At 60.2% G+C, this 16,705-nt stretch carries 17 protein-coding genes; 12 read left to right on the top strand and 5 right to left on the bottom strand.

What is annotated here, in order from left to right; translation table 11 throughout:
• Positions 1–164 precede the first annotated feature (164 nt).
• Positions 165–1,322, bottom strand: coding sequence for an acyl-CoA dehydrogenase family protein (locus tag BN1800_RS30260; protein ID WP_087002744.1), 1,158 nt, complete (start codon positions 1,320–1,322; stop codon positions 165–167).
• A gap of 166 nt (positions 1,323–1,488) precedes the next feature.
• On the opposite strand from BN1800_RS30260, the gene BN1800_RS30265 reads away from it, so the two are divergent.
• Complete coding sequence (locus tag BN1800_RS30265; RefSeq protein WP_087002746.1) at positions 1,489–2,181, top strand: winged helix-turn-helix transcriptional regulator; 693 nt, start codon at positions 1,489–1,491, stop codon at positions 2,179–2,181.
• A 366-nt stretch (positions 2,182–2,547) separates the two neighbouring features.
• Here BN1800_RS30265 and BN1800_RS30270 read toward each other — a convergent pair whose 3' ends face one another.
• The 3 genes from BN1800_RS30270 to BN1800_RS30280 all read right to left on the bottom strand — a co-directional run bounded on the left by BN1800_RS30270 (position 2,548) and on the right by BN1800_RS30280 (position 5,385).
• The gene (locus tag BN1800_RS30270; protein WP_280173979.1) at positions 2,548–3,657 is read right to left on the bottom strand and encodes a sulfite oxidase; all 1,110 of its coding nucleotides are present in this window, start codon (positions 3,655–3,657) and stop codon (positions 2,548–2,550) included.
• 208 nt (positions 3,658–3,865) lie between these two features.
• Positions 3,866–4,537 (bottom strand): DUF938 domain-containing protein, encoded by a 672-nt coding sequence (locus tag BN1800_RS30275; protein WP_087002750.1) that lies wholly within the window; start codon positions 4,535–4,537, stop codon positions 3,866–3,868.
• A gap of 440 nt (positions 4,538–4,977) precedes the next feature.
• Positions 4,978–5,385: a P-loop nucleotide/nucleoside kinase family protein gene (locus BN1800_RS30280; RefSeq protein ID WP_087002752.1), complete on the bottom strand. Its 408-nt coding sequence runs from the start codon at positions 5,383–5,385 to the stop codon at positions 4,978–4,980.
• A gap of 56 nt (positions 5,386–5,441) precedes the next feature.
• Here BN1800_RS30280 and BN1800_RS44110 point away from each other — a divergent pair, with 56 nt between their 5' ends.
• The 8 genes from BN1800_RS44110 to BN1800_RS30320 all read left to right on the top strand — a co-directional run bounded on the left by BN1800_RS44110 (position 5,442) and on the right by BN1800_RS30320 (position 13,417).
• The gene (locus BN1800_RS44110; RefSeq protein WP_425299078.1) at positions 5,442–5,762 is read left to right on the top strand and encodes a DUF2332 family protein; all 321 of its coding nucleotides are present in this window, start codon (positions 5,442–5,444) and stop codon (positions 5,760–5,762) included.
• Positions 5,763–6,011: 249 nt separating this feature from the next.
• Positions 6,012–6,650 carry a LysE family translocator gene (locus BN1800_RS30290; protein ID WP_027512055.1) on the top strand — a complete coding sequence of 213 codons (639 nt, stop codon included), beginning with the start codon at positions 6,012–6,014 and terminating at the stop codon, positions 6,648–6,650.
• Positions 6,651–7,124: 474 nt separating this feature from the next.
• Positions 7,125–8,129: an ABC transporter substrate-binding protein gene (locus BN1800_RS30295; protein ID WP_087002756.1), complete on the top strand. Its 1,005-nt coding sequence runs from the start codon at positions 7,125–7,127 to the stop codon at positions 8,127–8,129.
• Between the two features lie 32 nt (positions 8,130–8,161).
• Positions 8,162–9,235: an ABC transporter substrate-binding protein gene (locus tag BN1800_RS30300; RefSeq protein ID WP_244564706.1), complete on the top strand. Its 1,074-nt coding sequence runs from the start codon at positions 8,162–8,164 to the stop codon at positions 9,233–9,235.
• On the top strand, positions 9,232–9,819 hold the full coding sequence (locus BN1800_RS30305; protein ID WP_087002758.1) for an SCO family protein: 588 nt from the start codon (positions 9,232–9,234) through the stop codon (positions 9,817–9,819). The genes BN1800_RS30300 and BN1800_RS30305 overlap by 4 nt, the downstream gene beginning before the upstream one ends.
• A complete protein-coding gene (locus BN1800_RS30310; RefSeq protein ID WP_087002760.1) occupies positions 9,785–11,893 on the top strand; it encodes a sensor histidine kinase in 2,109 nt (702 codons plus the stop codon). Before BN1800_RS30305 ends, BN1800_RS30310 begins: the two co-directional genes overlap by 35 nt.
• Positions 11,890–12,255, top strand: a complete 366-nt coding sequence (locus BN1800_RS30315) for a response regulator (RefSeq protein ID WP_087002762.1) — start codon at positions 11,890–11,892, stop codon at positions 12,253–12,255. Before BN1800_RS30310 ends, BN1800_RS30315 begins: the two co-directional genes overlap by 4 nt.
• 13 nt (positions 12,256–12,268) lie before the next feature.
• Positions 12,269–13,417 (top strand): response regulator, encoded by a 1,149-nt coding sequence (locus BN1800_RS30320; RefSeq protein WP_087002764.1) that lies wholly within the window; start codon positions 12,269–12,271, stop codon positions 13,415–13,417.
• Between the two features lie 176 nt (positions 13,418–13,593).
• Here BN1800_RS30320 and BN1800_RS30325 read toward each other — a convergent pair whose 3' ends face one another.
• Positions 13,594–15,306 carry an AfsR/SARP family transcriptional regulator gene (locus BN1800_RS30325; protein WP_087002766.1) on the bottom strand — a complete coding sequence of 571 codons (1,713 nt, stop codon included), beginning with the start codon at positions 15,304–15,306 and terminating at the stop codon, positions 13,594–13,596.
• Positions 15,307–15,461: 155 nt separating this feature from the next.
• Between BN1800_RS30325 and BN1800_RS30330 the strand changes: the two genes are divergently transcribed.
• From BN1800_RS30330 to BN1800_RS44115, 3 genes are all read left to right on the top strand, one after another.
• A complete protein-coding gene (locus tag BN1800_RS30330; protein ID WP_087002768.1) occupies positions 15,462–15,740 on the top strand; it encodes a DUF4242 domain-containing protein in 279 nt (92 codons plus the stop codon).
• 125 nt (positions 15,741–15,865) lie between these two features.
• A complete protein-coding gene (locus BN1800_RS43520; RefSeq protein WP_143534158.1) occupies positions 15,866–16,066 on the top strand; it encodes a calcium-binding protein in 201 nt (66 codons plus the stop codon).
• 379 nt (positions 16,067–16,445) lie between these two features.
• Positions 16,446–16,705: helix-turn-helix domain-containing protein (locus tag BN1800_RS44115; protein WP_425299079.1), on the top strand; the 260-nt coding region annotated here is incomplete at its 3' end.

Here is a 16,705-nt window from a genome sequence, read left to right on the forward strand (position 1 = left end):
TTGGAGGTGCTCACAACCAGGAAGTCCGAACGTGAGGTTCACCGGCACTGGCCGGACGAGGTTAGGGGCAGATCGTTTCGGAGAGCCTTCGGCCCGGCGCGATGGTGAATGAGGTCGCAGAGCGGCATGGCCTGAAGCCGCGGAGTTCGCCGTTGCGCCGGGCGCTAGAAAATGTTCTCGGTGGGAAGTCCGAGTGCGAATGAACCCGCGTATTGCGCCTGGGCTCCGGGCTGCATCGGATGATAGCGAGCGCCCTGTATGTCACGGAAACAGCGCTCCAGCCCATTCTCTCGATAGAATGCCGCGCCGCCTGCGACCTCCATTGCAAGCTCCGTCACCTCGATAGCGTGCCGCGCGACCAAGGAACGGCCGATCATAACCTCGTTGACGGTTTCCGCGGACGGTTCGTTTCGAGCAACCACCTCCAACATCCAGCGATGCGCAATCTGTGCGGCCCTCAGAGACGTTTCCATGCGCCCGACCAACTCGATCAGATGATCGCCGTTGGCCTTGCTTCGGACCATCTTGACTGCGATGTCGCGGGCGCTCTCGGCGACGCCAAGATAGACCGCGTAGATCAGAGGAAACGCGATCGTGGCGATGACTTGAAATACTGGATGCCATTGTCCCGCACTTCTGGAAAATGCGACACTCGCTTCCGGCACGAAGAGGTTTTCGATGATGATATCGTTTGACCCGGTTCCCCTCATTCCAAGTGTTCGCCACGTATCCTCTATCGAAACCTCTGGCGATGCCATCGGAACGCCGAAATGAATGACGGAGCGCGCGCCGTCCTGTTCTTCATAAACAGCACCGGTCATCAGGATGTTTCCTGCCGCCGCGCCGGAAGTGAAGCGTTTACGCGCGGTGATCCGGTATCCGCCATCAACTTTCATGGCCTTGCCCGATCCGCCGATCCAGTCTGATCCTCCGCTCGAGAGCAATATGATTTGCTCCGATGCAACACGTCTCAGGAGCGGCTCCACCACGGCCACCTTTTGATGCCGCCAGCGCCAGGCGGGGATGGCGACTTGATGGGTATGCATGGAAAAGGCAAGCGCAGTGGACCCACATGCACGAGCAATGGATTTGAGCATCTCAGAAAGTTCGGGCACTTCAGCGCCCAGCCCGCCCAATTCGATTGGAACGCCTGCCCGCGCGAGGCCAGATTCCTTTAGCAGCGCGTAATTCTCGCCGACGAAGGTGTCGCTCTCGTCGATCGATGCGGCGCGTTGCGCGAAGGTGGGCAGGACTGAATTGGTTAGTTCGACGATGCTCTGACCGCCGACAAGGTTCTGTGTTGGTTCTGCAAGCCCGCGCATATCAATGCCTCCTATCTCGTGAGGATTGAAACTCTGCGCTCGTTTCACAATTGCGGCTAGTACACGAACTGTACTGAACTCCGCCTCAGTATGAGTGGGCAAGGAGCGTTTGGCGGATTGGTTGCTTTGCAATATCGTGCCTGATCCAGACCGGTGGAGGGTCCTTATGGTAGAGCGTGACGGCTACGGGCAATTCTGTCCAGTATCAATGGCGTCGGAAATCCTCTGCTCGCGGTGGACGACCTTGGTCGTCCGCGAACTCCTTTGCGGATCGACGCACTTTAACGAGTTGCGCCGCGGTCTACCAAAAATGTCTCCTGCACTCCTGTCAAAAAGACTGAAAGAACTGGAACAATCGGGCGTCATCACGGTGACAAGGAGTGCGAACGGCATGACCGATTACCAACTCACGGCAGCGGGCGAAGAATTGAGGCCTCTGATCATAGGTCTCGGAAATTGGGCTCAACGGTGGATGGAATCGCGACTTTCCTTGAAGAATCTCGACCCTTCTCTGCTCATGTGGGACATGCGGAGGAGCCTCGATACAAAAAGACTTCCGCGCCGCCGTTGTACGATACAGTTTCTGTACCCGGAACTTTCGGCCGCGCAAAAGAGCTGGTGGCTTGTGGTCGAAAACGGAAAAGTCGATCTCTGTAACTTCGATCCGGGCTATGATGTAGACCTTCTCGTTGAAGGGTCGCTCCGTTCGATGACCGCAATTTGGATGGGCCTCACGACCATACGTCAGGAAACCGATGCAGAAACGCTGAAACTTGAAGGGGACAGGGGTCTCGCGCACGACATGCAGGAATGGCTCGGTCTTAGTGTGTTCGCCAAAACCCCCCGAATGAGGGTTTAAACTCGAAGGCGAGAGGTTATGACGGATACAACCCCAGGAACGAAGACCCGTCACCCAGCGGGAAAATAGGCACGCACTCCTGCAGAAGCCGATGTCCGCTGTCTGCGCATAGCCGCCGAAGGGGTCGTCTGCAGTCGGCCCGAAGCGGCCCTTGCTGGGCCGATTTGGCGGCTCGCAAGCGGACGTTGACCGGAACCAGTGACTTTGACCCGAAGCCGACTTAGGTATTGCGTGACGTGAACGGCAGCTCTGCGCCCCATAATGGTCATCGAGCCACCGGCCGCCGTTGCTGCAAAGCGGACATGACGCAGTGACAACGCGGGCCGCAGTTGCGCCAAAAGCCGCCATTCCGCCCCATGCGGGTGATTAGATCACGAATTCCTCCTCGTACGTCTGTGGCTCGGGAACGACACTAACCTCCACCGGAACGATCCAATTGGCCGCGTAGCTCTCGCAGTCGGAACGCTGGAGGTCGGGCTGCATGCACCCCGCCCCATCGATCGCGCGACATCGCAGTATATATCGCCCCACTTCTTCAGGGGTCCACATGTACTCCCACAAGCGCCATGCAAAGGGACGTTCTGTTTCGAGGAGCCTTCCCTCGCGCCAGCCCCTGCCATCTCCGGTGCAGACCTGCACCTGCCGGATAACAGCCTCTCCGCTCCAGGCGGCTCCGAAAATCCGGTACGGTTGGCCGGCGATGAGACGCGCCCCCTGTACGGGACGCGCGATCTGCGCTTTGACCTCCATCTCCGCAAGGGGGACCAGCCTGGGTTCCCCGAGGCTGCGCTCCCAACGGAAATAGTCGCGCGCCTGCCAGTAGCCAAGGAACGGTTGCTCCACAACCGTGATATGCGTGATCCACTTGACCCAAGCCATGCCGAACCAGCCACCCACGACCGCGCGTAGCGGGTAGCCGTGATCGCGCGTCAACGGCTCCTCGTTCATCGAATAGGCAAGGATCGTGCTGTCTGCGATGGCCTTCTCAAGCGGTAAACTGCGCGCAAAAGCGATGGGGCCGGGAGAAGCCGTTTTCTTGTTCGTGTCGACGACGCCGCTGTCGGCGCCTGCGAGCAGAACCTCACGTGCGGTTCGCTTAACGCCCGCCATTTCCAAAATCTCGCGCAGAAGAACACCTGTCCACGCGGCATTGCCGACGGCTCCGTTCTGCCACTGCAACCCCTCCTTCGGCGGCACATAGTAGACGCGCCCGTTCCCTGCGCACTCGACGACGGCGGTGAAAGTCGTGCTCCGCATCGCCTTGATGCTGTCGAGGTCAAGTTCGATCGGTCGCTCCACCGCCCCGCCAACGCGCAATCTCCAGTCTCGCGCATCGAGGTCCGGCGACGGGAAATGGTTTCGCACGAAGAACAGCTCGGTTGGGATCAGCCAATCGGAGAGCGACGCAAACGGAAACTCGATGTTCTGTGGGGATTTCTGTCGAACTATTAGACTGGGTTGCTGTGGTGTCGGCATCGTCCTCGTCTCCCCTTCCAAGAGCACAGTGTTGGCACTCGGTCGCGCGAATTCCGGTTCGATAACACCGCCCCTCGCAGCGTGTCTGTCGCGTTCCGCCTTCGGCCGCATTCTAGCACATACCGCACGTTCCTCGGATCGACCTCGAACGGCAGCAAAGGGCCCGAATGCTGCTATAGGCCCACGTCTCTTTCGCGCCACTTGTCGTTCAGGCACTACTGCTGGAGAAGACCAGCAACATATTGTTGGTAGGCATCTCAATCGTCTCACGGAGATTAAGTCCAGCGGCCTCACCCACTTGTTCAAGATCAGCGATATCACGCACACCCCAGGATGGGTTGCGCTCCTTTAGAGCCGCGTCGAAAGCAGCGTTCGAGGGGGCGTTGTGTGCCCCGTCGCGCATGAATGGGCCGTAGAGAAGAAGAAGCCCACCAGCGTGAAGCAAACGGCCAGCTCCTGCGAACAATCCTAAGCTTGCCGCCCATGGCGCGATATGGATCATATTGATCGACACGATGGCGTCAAAATGCCCCGTTTGTTCGACGCCCCATTGTCCTGAGCACACATCAATATCCCGCGGTGCCAGCACATTCTTCAGCCCTGTGAATTTGATCCAGCTAGACGTGCTGGTGCGGGCGGCGGCATCCGGATCGCTCGGCTGCCAGGTGAGGTTGGGCATTGCTCCCGCAAAACACACGGCGTGCTCGCCGGTCCCGCATCCAATCTCCAGCACGGCGCCATGTGTTGGAAGGACACGTTTTAGGACCGCGAGGATCGGCGCCGAATTTCGCGCAACAGAAGGCGAGAACATGCGCTGGTCGGCGCTTACGTCGCGCTTTTCCAGCGCAACAGGCGAACGGTCCTTCTTCTCTGGGGGCATTGGGCCTTGAATCCCCTTTGGGCGATGTCTCCCACCTTATAGCTGAAATGATGGGACTGAAACCAAGGATTTCGGACTTACGAAGGGGGGCGTCGGCGCGTGCGTTCGGCCGAGGGCGACCGAACGTCCACTTCGCGTCAGATCACGCGCCCGCCAGGCTCAAGGTCTGCTTTCGAAAATCGGAGCCCGGAAGCCGACCGACGGCTTTCGGCCCCGCTCAAGCCAGTCGTCAGGCCCGATCGAACGGCGACAAAGAGGTCTTAGTGGACTGGCTCCTTCAAGACGTTGGCCGCGACCGCCGATCACGTCTTGGTTTGGGTGGACTGCCGACAGGTAGGTTTTGGTCGGGTCGATCGCGATTGCTGCCGTTGTCGCATGCTCACGGCTTCCGGCCGGCCTCCGCTACCGACGCGCGGGGCGCGGTAGTGGACGGTCAATCATCATGAACTATGTAACACTACGTCGAACCCTTCGTCGGCAGCGGGGGGAACAAAATGCTTGGTGAAGAGGGAAAAGTCTTCATCGCTGACGTTAAACTCGTGCGTGCCGGCCACATTCCTCTGTCGAAGCCGGGCTTTGCAAACCTCGTCCGCTACATCAAGAAAGTGAAGTTTGTGGGCGCATCCGGCCTGCTCAAACAGGGTGCGCATCCATGCTCGACCCACAGGCGTGTTTGCAGGGAAATCCAGCACGACCGATAGCCCGGATCGCAGCAGATCGACGAGATGTGCGGCCATCGCATCACGTAAGCGCGTCGAATTATGCACATAGTCGGCAAGGCTATTTTGCTCGCCGGGGTAGAGCCGGGCCAGCCAATAGTCTTCTTTCACCAAAACCGTATTCGGCATTTTCTCCAAAGCGCTTGCGGGCGGCCGTAAAGATCGCTGCCACGGTCAAGCCCCGAGTGCTGAAGGGCGACCTGCGCGGGAGCGACTTAGTGCGGCTCTGCAGCGAAGCTCCAAAGGATGCTACCCTCGTCGTCTTTCACACAGCCGTCCTCGACTATGTTTCCGACCCCGCAGACAGAGAGGCTTTCGCTGAGCAGGTGATGCGTCTCTCTCCGTATTGGGTATCGAACGAGTTCCCTCGCGTATTCCCGTGCATCGCCACATGCGCCGGAAAAAGACGGCCGCCAGGCCGCTTCCTCCTATCTATGAACGGCTGCCCTGTCGCTTGGACCGACCCGCATGGCGCCTCGCTCGAATGGATCGCGGACGAGGCGTAGGCGGCTGGCAATGACAACGTCTCCAAACCGCTCGCCAAAGGTCAGCTATAGGTCCGGCTCGAGCCGTTGCGCGAACGGCAGCTTTGAGGGAGCGCCATGAAGGTCGCCTTTTGGCGCTTTCCGGAAGCGGCCGACCTTCTGCTGTCGGCCCGGAGCGGACATGCGCCGTGCCATTACGCAGTTTCGTGATTGTGTTTCGTAGCGCCTTGGTGGAGTGTCATGCGCAGAAGCGAAGGAGTTGGCACGCTGATGGGCTGGTCGGAGATACTTGCATTTTTGTTGGCGGCCACCTTTTTGGTTACCTCACCTGGGCCAAACGGAGTGCTGATTGCCAAGACTGTACCTACGTCCGGTCGCGAGGCCGGATTTGCCAATATTGCTGGCTTCTTTACCGCGTTCTACGTGCATGGTGCACTGTCGATCATGGGCATCTCAATCATCCTACTGAAATCCGCAACCGCCTTTACGATCGTAAAATATCTTGGAGTTGCATACCTGGGCTGGATCGGGATCAAGGCGCTGTTTGCCGCGTACAAAGGGAACGAAACGCTAGCGAACGTTGCGCCTGCACGACCTCATCGAAGTCTCCTCAGAGCCTTCGCTGAGGGATTCCTGACGAATGGCTTGAATCCCAAGGTGTCGATGTTCTATCTGGCCGTATTTCCTAATTTCATACCGCTAAATGACCATGCCATAGCGTATGCCTTTCTACTCGTATTCCTGCATTCTATGGTCAATGTTGTTTGGTTTGGCTCCATAGTTGTTCTATTCTCGAAATTGACGTTCGTCGCACGGCACGGGCGCTTTCAGCGCTGGCTGAAAGGTGTGACAGGCGTCGTGTTCATCGGATTTGGGTTAAAGTTGGCAACTTATCGGCCAACCGTCTGAGGCCTGGTGCCTTTGGATTTATTGTAAGCCGTGTTGATGTCGGCTTTTGGCGCATTTGAGACGTGCTCGCATGCCGCCTCACGGCCCGATGCAGACGATCGTCGACACGCTGTCGAAGGTCCGAAAAAGAGTACGGCGGACGTTCGGGTGCCGGAGGCTGCGGGGCAGCCGATGTGGCGATCTGTGTTCGCGTGGCTCAGGTAGAATGTGAACTCGAAAGCGGCCCCGCTGCTCTAGGTTGTGTTTTGGCGGCAATTGAGCTTTACCCTCGCTCCAAACGCAAATCAGGAGTATATTTGCTTATCGCTGGTTGGGACATTCCTGGTCCGGCGACTGAGAGCGTAAGACTCCCACATCTGGACTGGGCGCGCTTTGACTACACGGCGCGCTCACGAGACTATCCGCTTCTGCCGGAACGTCTTTTGTTCGGTTCCGACTGCAAACTGTTTGCGTCTTGTGGGAGAGCAGCATCCGATGCAGATCCAGAATCGCCGCCATTTCTTAGCCGGCGCTGCGGCAGCTGGTCTCGCGGGCCTTCTCGGCGGAGAGACAAGCGCCCGGGCCGAGCCCCCGCCTGAAACCACCTCCATCCGCCTTGCAAAGATCAGTGGCATCTGCATTGCGCCGCAGTACGTAGCAGAGGAACTGCTGCGCGCAGAGGGGTTCACCGACGTCCGTTATGTGGCAGCGGAAGCAGGCGTCGGGCAATCGGAGAAGATCGCGCGCGGCGAGGTGGATTTCAGTCTGAATTTCGCCGCACCACTCGCCCTTGCGATCGATACCGGTGATCCGATCACGGTGCTGGCGGGCGTGCACCCCGGTTGCTTTGAACTCTTCGGAAAAGAGAATATCCGCAGCATCACAGACCTGAAGGGCAAGAGTGTCGGCATACAAGGACTGGGATCAACCCCGCATGTGTTCGTGACCAGCATGGCAGCTTATGTCGGGCTCGATCCCGACAAGGACATCAGCTGGGTCTCCAGTCCCTCCGCAAAGCCCATGGAGCTTTTCGTCGAAGGAAAGGTCGATGCGTTCCTCGGCTTTCCGCCCGAGCCTCAGGAGCTGCGCGCCCGCAACATCGGCCGTGTGGTCGTAAATAGTGCTATCGATCGTCCCTGGTCGCAGTACTTCTGCTGCATGCTGGCGGGCAATGCGGAGTTCGTCCGGAACAATCCGGCTGCCACCAAGCGCGTATTGCGCGCCATTCTCAGAGCGGCGGACCTTTGTGTCACAGAGCCACGGAGCGTCGCGCAACAGATCGTCGAGAATGGGTTCACCGCCAACTATGACTATGCCCTCCAGACGATGAATGACGTGCCTTATGGCAAGTGGCGCGAATATGAGCCCGAGGACACCGTGCGATTTTACGCCCTGCGCCTACATGAAGCCGGCATGATCAAGTCAAGCCCACAGACGATCATCGCCGAGGGCACGGACTGGCGTTTCCTCAACGAGCTGAAGCGCGAATTGAAGACGTGAGCAACTGGTAAATATATGGCCTGGAGATTGCCATGCTGGCATGGCCGACGCTCGGGCTTGTGCACTTTGGAAGGGAGGTTCCCATGCATACCCTGTACCCCGGACGGTTCAGCCGACGGAGGTTCCTGCGTGGGATAACGCTGGCGGGGACAGCGGGGCTACTGGGATGGCACCCCAGGCGAGCCGCCGCTGCGGAGCCACCGCCTGAGACGACGCGGATCCGGCTCGTCCGGATTCCCAGCATCTGTCAGGCCCCCCAGTATGTAGCCGAAGAACTGCTGCGCAGTGAAGGGTTCACCGAGGTGCACTACCTCCAAAAAAGGGGGACCGCAGACATCGACACGGCCCTCGCCTCCGGTGAAGCCGACCTCAATGGGCATTTCGCCGCCCCGCTCCTTCTCCGCTTGGAGGCGGGGGATCCCATCGTCATCCTGGCAGGACTCCACGTCGGCTGCTTTGAGCTGTTCGGGACCGATCGCGTCCAGTCGATCCGTGACCTCGAGGGGAAGACCGTGGCCGTGCCGACGCTAGATTCCAGCCGATACGTCTTTCTCGCCGCTATGACGGCGTATGTGGGCCTGGACCTCCGTAAGGACATAAACTTCGTCACGCATCCGGGACCCGAGTCCATCCGGCTCTTAAGTGCGGGGAAGATCGATGCCTACCTAGGCTTTCCCCCCGAACCGCAGGAGATGCGGGAGCAGCAGATCGGCCATGTGGTGATTAGCAGCACCGTGGACCGGCCCTGGTCGCAATACTTCTGCTGCATGCTGGCTGGGAACCGGGAGTTCGTCCGCAAGTATCCGGTGGCCACCAAACGCGCCCTCCGCGCCATCTTGAAAGCTGCGGATTTCTGCGCCAGCGAGCCCGAGCGGTCCGCGCAGTTCATGGTGGACCAGGGCTACACTAAGCGCTATGATCATGCCCTCCAAGTCGTGAAGGCGATCCCCTACGGTTGGCGCGAGTATAGCGCGGAGGACACCCTGCGCTTCTACGCCCTGCGCCTACACGAGGTCGGGATGCTCAAGAGCACCCCCCAGAAGCTTCTGGCCCAGGGCGCCGATTGGCGTTTCCTCAATGAACTGAAGCGCGAGTTGAAGATATGAGCAGGTGGCTGGCCGGCGCTCTGCTGTTGGCGCTGCTTGTTCCCTGGCCAGCGCACGCGCACGACGCGCCACACGACCAGCGCCTGCCGAGGATCGGACCGGCCCCCGATTTTACGCTGACGTCGCAGGATGGAGCGCCCGTGTCGCTCCACGACTTTCGCGGCAAGGTGGTCGCCGTCACCTTCATCTATACTTATTGTCCCGACCTCTGCCCGATGCTGACCGCCAACATGGCGCACGTGCAGGACAAGCTAGGTTCTGCGTTCGGGCCCAGTGTTGCCTTCGTTTCGATCACCGTCGATCCGGAGCACGATACGCCCGAAGTGCTGAAGCAATATTCACAGGACTTCGGCGCTGATCTGGACGGTTGGGCGTTTCTCACCGGCGATCCGACGATCATCCGTGAGGTCGGACGCACGTACGGCATCTTCGCGAGGAAGGTGGCGAAAGGAGACGTCGATCACACGTTCCTGACGTCGCTCATAGACCCGACTGGCACCTTGCGTGTACAGTATCTCGGCGTCCGGTTCGACTTGGAGGAGTTCCGGGATGACCTTCTCAGCCTCTTGGACGAATCCAAATAACATCACAAACCGGCTGGTGGGCTGGGTTGCGCGGCTGCCGGCGCGCGTGCAGACCAAGCTGCTGATCGCGTTTCTGTCGATCGTCGGCCTGCTGATCGTGCTCGGGGCCGTCGGGTTGCAGGTGTTGAGCGGGGTCAACGATCAAACAAAAGAGTTGATCAAGCTGCAGCGCCGGATCGCAGCCTACCGCCAGGTTCAGCACGACACGACGAACCAACTCTACAGCATCTCCACCGCGCTCTTGCTTCAGGACGACCGGATGCTGGATGCAGCGCTGCGCCAGCTCAGCCAGTTTGGCTACGACCTCGACCGCATGGAGTTCGTGACCGAAAGTGAAGCGGCAGTGCTCGGCCAGGTCCGGCAAGAGTACGACCGGTTTACGGCGGGGGTGACGCATGTCGTGGAGCTCATCCGCGCCGGCCGCACGGACGAGGCGCGCAAGGTTCAGCAAGCTGAGATCATGCCATTGGCCGACCGCATCGAACGGCTGACGAACCAGTTGGTCAACATCGCCGAAGCCGACATGGTGACCGCCATCGAAACGACCAAGGGGGCGTACGGCACCTCCCGGCTGATCGTGGTCTCCTTTGCGGTGGGTAGCATTCTGCTGGCGCTGGCGCTTGGCTACATCATCTCCTGGTCGTTGATCGAGCCAGTCAAGAAGATCGAGACGCGTCTGCGCCAGATAGCAGCCGGCGACTTTGCGCAGCAGGTTGCCGTCGTCAATCGGGACGAACTCGGAGTGCTTGCCGGCAAGGTCAACCAGACGTCCGAGCAGCTGGGGCGGCTATATCAAGAGGTGCGGGCGCGCACGGCCGAGCTTGCGCGATCGGTCGGCGAACTGGAGGCGCTCGGGGAAGTCAGCAAGGCGGTCAATTCGACGCTCGATCTCGACACGGTGCTACAGACGATCGTGGCGAAGGCGGTTCAACTCTCGGACACGGATGCGGGCACTATCTATGTGTTCAGCAGCACCAGACAACAATTCCGCTCACGCGCGACTTATGGGATGCGCGATGAGCTCATTGCCGCGATTTCTGACCAGGCCATCGGGCTGAACGATCCCGGGATTGGCGACGCCGCACGGCGCCATGCGCCTGTCCAGGTACCCGATCTCAGCGAAGGAACGCCCTCTCCCGCTCAGAAGATCGTCCTCGACGCCGGATATCGCGGCGTCCTGGTGGTTCCGCTGCTCAGGCCGAACAAGATCGTCGGCGCGCTCGTCGTCAGGCGACGCAACCCAGGTGAATTCGACCAGCAAATCGTCCATCTGATGGAAACCTTTGCAGCCCAATCGGTGCTCGCCATTCAAAACGCGAAGCTGTTCCGCGAGATCGAAGAAAAAGGCCGGGAGCTAGAGGCGGCCAGCCGCCATAAGTCTCAGTTCCTCGCGAATATGAGCCACGAGCTGAGGACGCCGCTCAATTCGGTTCTGGGCTTTACCGAACTTTTGGTCGACGGGATTTACGGGGAGCTCCCGGACAAAGCAAAGGCGACCGTGGCGCGCGTGCAAGCAAACGGCCGTCATCTCTTGGGGCTGATCAACGACGTGCTCGATCTTTCAAAGATCGAAGCGGGTCAGCTCACGCTTGCGCTCGAGGATTATTCCGTTGGGCAAATTGTTCGGTCGACCGTTACAGCTGTGGAGCCGCTGGCGCGTTCAAAAGGGCTTTCGCTCGCTGCGACCGTCGCCGAAAACCTTCCGCTGGGCCGTGGGGACGAACGCCGCCTGACCCAAGTCCTGCTCAATCTTGCCGGCAATGCAGTCAAGTTCACCGAGAGGGGCGCGATCGACATCCTTGCCGACGCGGTCGACGGGCACTTCGAGATAATCGTACGCGATACGGGTCCCGGCATTGCACCCACAGACCAGGCGCTCATTTTCGATGAATTCCAACAGGTCGACAACAGCAGCACCAGGCAGAAGGGTGGCACGGGTCTCGGCCTGGCGATTTCGAAGCGTATCGTCGAAATGCATGGTGGAACCATAGGCGTCGAGTCCGTGCCGGGTTCAGGCTCGACATTCCGCATGAAGATACCGATCCGGGTGGGAGAGGATGTGAAGGCAGCATGAGCAAGAGAATCCTGATGGTGGAAGACACCGAGGACAACCGGCAGATCGTGCGCGATCTCATCGCCACCACCGAATACGAACTGATCGAGGCCGCGGACGGTGCTGCCGGCGTCGCTGCCGCCGCAGCGCAAAAGCCGGACCTGATCCTGATGGACATTCAGCTTCCGGTGATTGACGGGTATGAAGCTGCTAGCCGCATAAAGGCTGACCCGGCGCTCCGGCACATTCCGATAATCGCCGTCACCTCCTACGCATTGTCAGGCGACGAGGCGAAAGCCCTTGCTGCAGGGTGCGATGGCTACATTGCCAAGCCATTCAGTCCGCGCCAACTGCTTGCCAAGATCCGGGAGTTGCTTTCCTAGAGGAGACAGGGCCTTGCACGATCCGCCTCGCATTCTCGCCGTCGACGACACGCCGGAAAATCTCGAAATCCTGCGCATGCGCCTCGAGGCGAATGGCTACGAAGTGGTGACTGCAGCGGACGGCGAAGAGGGGCTTGCCATGGTGCGCAGCCTCAAGCCGGACCTGATCCTCCTCGACATCATGATGCCGAAGCTCGACGGGATAAGCGTCGTGCGGACGCTTAAGGCAGACGTTTCGCTGCGATCGATCCCGGTTATCCTTGTCACCGCAAAAGCCGATACACGAGATGTGGTCGAGGGATTGGATGCCGGCGGCGATGACTATCTAACCAAGCCGTTCGAGCACAGGGCACAAGTGGCGCGCGTGCGCTCGATGCTGCGCCAGAAGGCACTATACGATACCGTGGAGAGCCAGACGCGGCTCCTCGAGGATCAGGCAGCGCAATTGGCTGCATGGAATCGCTCTCTTGAACAAACAGTGGCGGAGCAGGTTACGGAGATCGAGCGAATGGGCCGGCTCCGACGGTTTCTTCCCTCGCAGGTCGCCGACCTTGTCGTTGCGGCAGGCAATGGAGACGCGCTTCTTCAAAGCCACCGTCGCGAGGTGACCGTCGTTTTCTGCGACTTGCGCGGCTTTACAGCCTTCGCCGAGACTGCCGAGCCCGAGGAGGTAATGGCGGTCCTTGGCGAGTACCATTCCTGTCTCGGCGAACAAATCGTTCGTCACGAGGGGACTTTGGAGCGGTTCGTGGGCGACGGTATCGTTGTTGTTTTCAATGATCCGCTGCCCTGTGCCGATCACACCGAGAGGGCTGTCTCAATGGCTGCGGCGATGCGTGACGCAATTGACGAGCATTCAGAGCGATGGCGCAAACGGGACTACTTGCTTGGCTTCGGAATCGGTATCGCCCGGGGCCACGCCACCATAGGGCAGATCGGTTTCGATCAGCGCGCGGACTATGCGGTGATCGGCACTGTGTCGAACCATGCGGCTCGATTGTGCGAGGAGGCCAAGTCTCGCCAGATTCTCGTCAGCCAACGGGTTCTTGGTGCCGTTGAATCATTGGTCGAATCCGTTCCAGTTGGCGAACTGAGGCTGAAGGGGTTTCGCCGCCCTATGCTGGCTTACGAAGTTGTCCGGTGGCTTGGCCGGTCAAGTTAGTGATGAACGCAGCCCAATGAGTGACCCGCGGGCGAACCGAGCGACGGCATGAAACGACCGCACCCGGTGTGGAAAGCGGTCGTTCGTCGGCAGCAAGCGAACGGCAGCAATTGGCGCGAAGCCGCCGAACGCGTTCGTCTGCAGTCGGGCCCAAAGCAGACACTTGCGACCCGCACTTATTTAGCCTGCACGTCGCCCAAGAGTGTCAGTGCCTCTGAGAGTTCATTGTTCGCATGCGTACGAGCGGCAAGTCCGATCAGGGTCCTCGTCAAAGTTTCCGTCGCCGCTGGGTCGGCACTGAGGCTGATTCTCGCCTGGTCCAGCATGATGCGCGTCCAGAGCGCCGCATAAGGGTCGCTCACGCGGGTCACGACCCGCAGTGCGCGTCCAAGCCATGCCAGCGCCTGTTCCAGCTGCCCTTCGCCCTCATGGGAGAGGGCGATCACACGGCATGCCGCAGCCTCCCAACACGGATCGGAAAGCTGACAGGACAACGCCAGCGTGTTTTCGAGCTTGGATCGGACTCTGGAAGGCGAAGATGTTTCGGTTCGAAGTTCGATCTCGCTGAGAACGGTTTCCGGCCAAGGGCGGAACGACAGCCATCTCTGGTCTTCACACTGGAGGATCGCGTCCTGTGCCCACACTTCGGCACGGTCCAGGTCCCCCGCCCGGAGGTGTCCCCATGCGCCCAATCCCAAGGCCCACGTCTGACGTCGCTTCAAGCCACGGCTTCGAGCGATTTCCAGGCAACGATCATATTCGTCGGATGCCTCTCGATAACGTCCCCAATCGGCGAGATTGAAGCCGGAGAAACAGTGCGCCGCCGCGAGACACTCAGGATCGTAATCCGACAACTCCAGCGCACGGAGGCTAAGCCGTCGAGCGTCCGGCCGTCGGCCCGCGAGCGCATCGGCATAGGATTGCTCGAGAACGGCTCGACATGCAACCGGACGGGTTTGCGCCAGCATAGCTGCCTCCTCAGCCTGCCGCAGGTAGACGATGCCCTCGTCGTCATATCCGCGCACGGAATGGATGAGGGCGGTGCCGAGCTCGACAAAACATCGGGCAAGCGGACCGGGATCGCCTGTCTGCTCCGCGGCGGCCGCCGCCCTGCGAAGGCAGTCGATGCCCGCGTCAGCCGCCCCTGCTGCAAGCGCCGCCTTACCCGCCTCGATGAGGGTTTCCGCCACTCTCGCCGGTCCAGTTCCCGGCGGCATGTCGGACACGCTCGCTCTCGCAGCGCTCCTGAGCGCCGCTGTCGGCATCTCGCCGAGTTCCCGCAGGAAGTCCGCTTCGACGTTCTCCACGTGAAGGCGCGCGGCGTTAGGATTGCCCGAAAGCACCAGCGCCTTGACGAGAAGCACATGGCGGCCTTCGTCGAAAGGGTCTCGCTGAACAGCGTGTCGCGCGAGGACGAGGGCCCTTTCGATATCCATGGTCGACAGGGAAGACAGCGTTTCGCGCCGCAGCCTTTCGTCCATGCGTGCGGCAATCCGGGTCCGCTCGACGAGCAGCCAGGTCGAGAACTCCGGCCCGCAGGCCTCCGGTTCGTGTCCCTCGAGGAGTTCGTCCGCTTCGATCGGATCGAAATCGGGATCGTCCAGCGACAGAACGTCGACGCGGCTGTTCTCGGGCAAGTTGGCACGGAGAGGATCGCCTGTCATCGCGTCGGGTCCCAGCGCGCGCCGGAGCGCTGCGAGACACCACCGCAATGCACCCAAGGGGTCTGCGGTGTCGGGGAATAGCTCAGCGGCGAGCTGACGGCGGGAGAGCGGACGATCCGCGAGCAGCACGCGCGCGAGCACCGCCCAGGCCTGATGTCCCCGCACGGGGCGCAGCGCTCCATCGAACGATGTGACGGTCGGTTTTCCGAGCAGCCTTATCCGCATCCCTGCCTCCAGCTGACGCTGCCACAGGTTCGTCCCGCGCCGTGTGCACTGGCGTGGGACAAAGCCTTAGCACCCGCTCGATTGTGCACACTACACCGCAAACGGCGCTGAGCTAAACCTGATCGTGCCAACTGGAACACAACAAGGAGATCATCATGCCAAAGTACCTCATCGAGCGCACCGTTCCCGGTGCCGACACGCTGTCCGCTGACGAACTTAGGGAGATCGCGGCCAAGTCGAACGCGGTCGTCGCGGGGCTAGGCGAGCCCTATGTTTGGCAGCACACCTATGTCGCGGGTGACAAGCTCTACTGCGTGCATGAGGCGAGCGGACCGGACATCATCCGACGCCATGCCGCAGAAGGAGGATTTCCAGTGGACGCCATTACGGAAATTTCTACGACCTTCGGGCCTGCGGCAGCAGGGCCGCAATGAACAGGCTACTGTGACGACGCGGTGGACGTCGCCGCACGTCGCACGGCAAAGCTTCACCCCGTCACGGGACGATTGCTGAGAACGGGCGTGCGAGAGTGGCTCGCAAGCCCGTTTGCTGAACCTGCCTGAGCGGGAGCAGCGCGAATGATTTCCTGCAGGGCCTGAACGGCCAGAACAGGCTGTTTGGCAAAGGCGGCAATGACATGCTGGAAGGGGGCGCAGGAGATGACACGTTGCTGGGCGGCGACGGCGACGATTTGATGCTTCCGGGAAAAGGCGGTTTCGATGCTGTTGATGGTGGCTCCGGAAAAGACATGGCGAGCTAACCTCCGCAGTGGCTCCGGTGGCGATATCGATGTCCATGGCAGGAATAGGCGCGCCTGTATCTCTCTGGATCATCACGGCGGCCGGATTCGCAGGAGCTGCGGCCTTTGCGGCGATCCCGCTGACGCTCAAGATATCGACCTCGAGATCAAGCGCCTAAGTGCGATTACTCATCAACGATGCCTTGCTACGCACATCACGTGGATTGGCAGTCGAAGCCGCCGAACGCGTTCGTCTGCTTTCAGCGGTGGGCTCACGGGATGAATGCAACACACTATTCTTTTGTCAAAGAGGAGTGTGGACATGAAGCGTCGACGTCGCATGTATTTTTCTGCTGCTCAGCGATCGGAGATCTGGGACCGATGGCAGGCTGGCGAGTCTATGAAGTCGATCGGACGCCTTTTTGATCGCGGATCTTCATCGATCTTCTCAGTGATCTCTCCCGCTGGTGGCATACGTCCGGCCGAGCGGCGACGAGCGCCTAAGGCACTCAGTCTGAGTGAACGGGAGGAGATATCCCGAGGGCTCAGCACGCAGTGTTCTTTACGATCGATCGCCCGCACGTTAGGTCGATCTCCCTCTACGATCAGTCGTGAAGTCCGTCGCAATGGTGGGCTGGCTTGCTATCGGGCAGCACGTTC

The sequence above is a fragment of the Rhizobium sullae genome (assembly GCF_900169785.1).
In the GTDB taxonomy this organism is placed as follows: domain Bacteria; phylum Pseudomonadota; class Alphaproteobacteria; order Rhizobiales; family Rhizobiaceae; genus Rhizobium; species Rhizobium sullae.

Coding starts and splice junctions, on each gene's coding strand:
- BN1800_RS30270 (WP_280173979.1), bottom strand. CDS start 3,657: ATGCCGACACCACAGCAACCCAGTCTAATAGTTCGACAGAAATCCCCA.
- BN1800_RS30325 (WP_087002766.1), bottom strand. CDS start 15,306: ATGCGGATAAGGCTGCTCGGAAAACCGACCGTCACATCGTTCGATGGA.
- BN1800_RS30295 (WP_087002756.1), top strand. CDS start 7,125: ATGCAGATCCAGAATCGCCGCCATTTCTTAGCCGGCGCTGCGGCAGCT.
- BN1800_RS30260 (WP_087002744.1), bottom strand. CDS start 1,322: ATGCGCGGGCTTGCAGAACCAACACAGAACCTTGTCGGCGGTCAGAGC.
- BN1800_RS30265 (WP_087002746.1), top strand. CDS start 1,489: ATGGTAGAGCGTGACGGCTACGGGCAATTCTGTCCAGTATCAATGGCG.
- BN1800_RS30330 (WP_087002768.1), top strand. CDS start 15,462: ATGCCAAAGTACCTCATCGAGCGCACCGTTCCCGGTGCCGACACGCTG.
- BN1800_RS30300 (WP_244564706.1), top strand. CDS start 8,162: ATGCTGGCATGGCCGACGCTCGGGCTTGTGCACTTTGGAAGGGAGGTT.
- BN1800_RS30280 (WP_087002752.1), bottom strand. CDS start 5,385: ATGCCGAATACGGTTTTGGTGAAAGAAGACTATTGGCTGGCCCGGCTC.
- BN1800_RS30310 (WP_087002760.1), top strand. CDS start 9,785: ATGACCTTCTCAGCCTCTTGGACGAATCCAAATAACATCACAAACCGG.
- BN1800_RS30305 (WP_087002758.1), top strand. CDS start 9,232: ATGAGCAGGTGGCTGGCCGGCGCTCTGCTGTTGGCGCTGCTTGTTCCC.
- BN1800_RS30290 (WP_027512055.1), top strand. CDS start 6,012: ATGGGCTGGTCGGAGATACTTGCATTTTTGTTGGCGGCCACCTTTTTG.
- BN1800_RS30315 (WP_087002762.1), top strand. CDS start 11,890: ATGAGCAAGAGAATCCTGATGGTGGAAGACACCGAGGACAACCGGCAG.
- BN1800_RS30275 (WP_087002750.1), bottom strand. CDS start 4,537: ATGCCCCCAGAGAAGAAGGACCGTTCGCCTGTTGCGCTGGAAAAGCGC.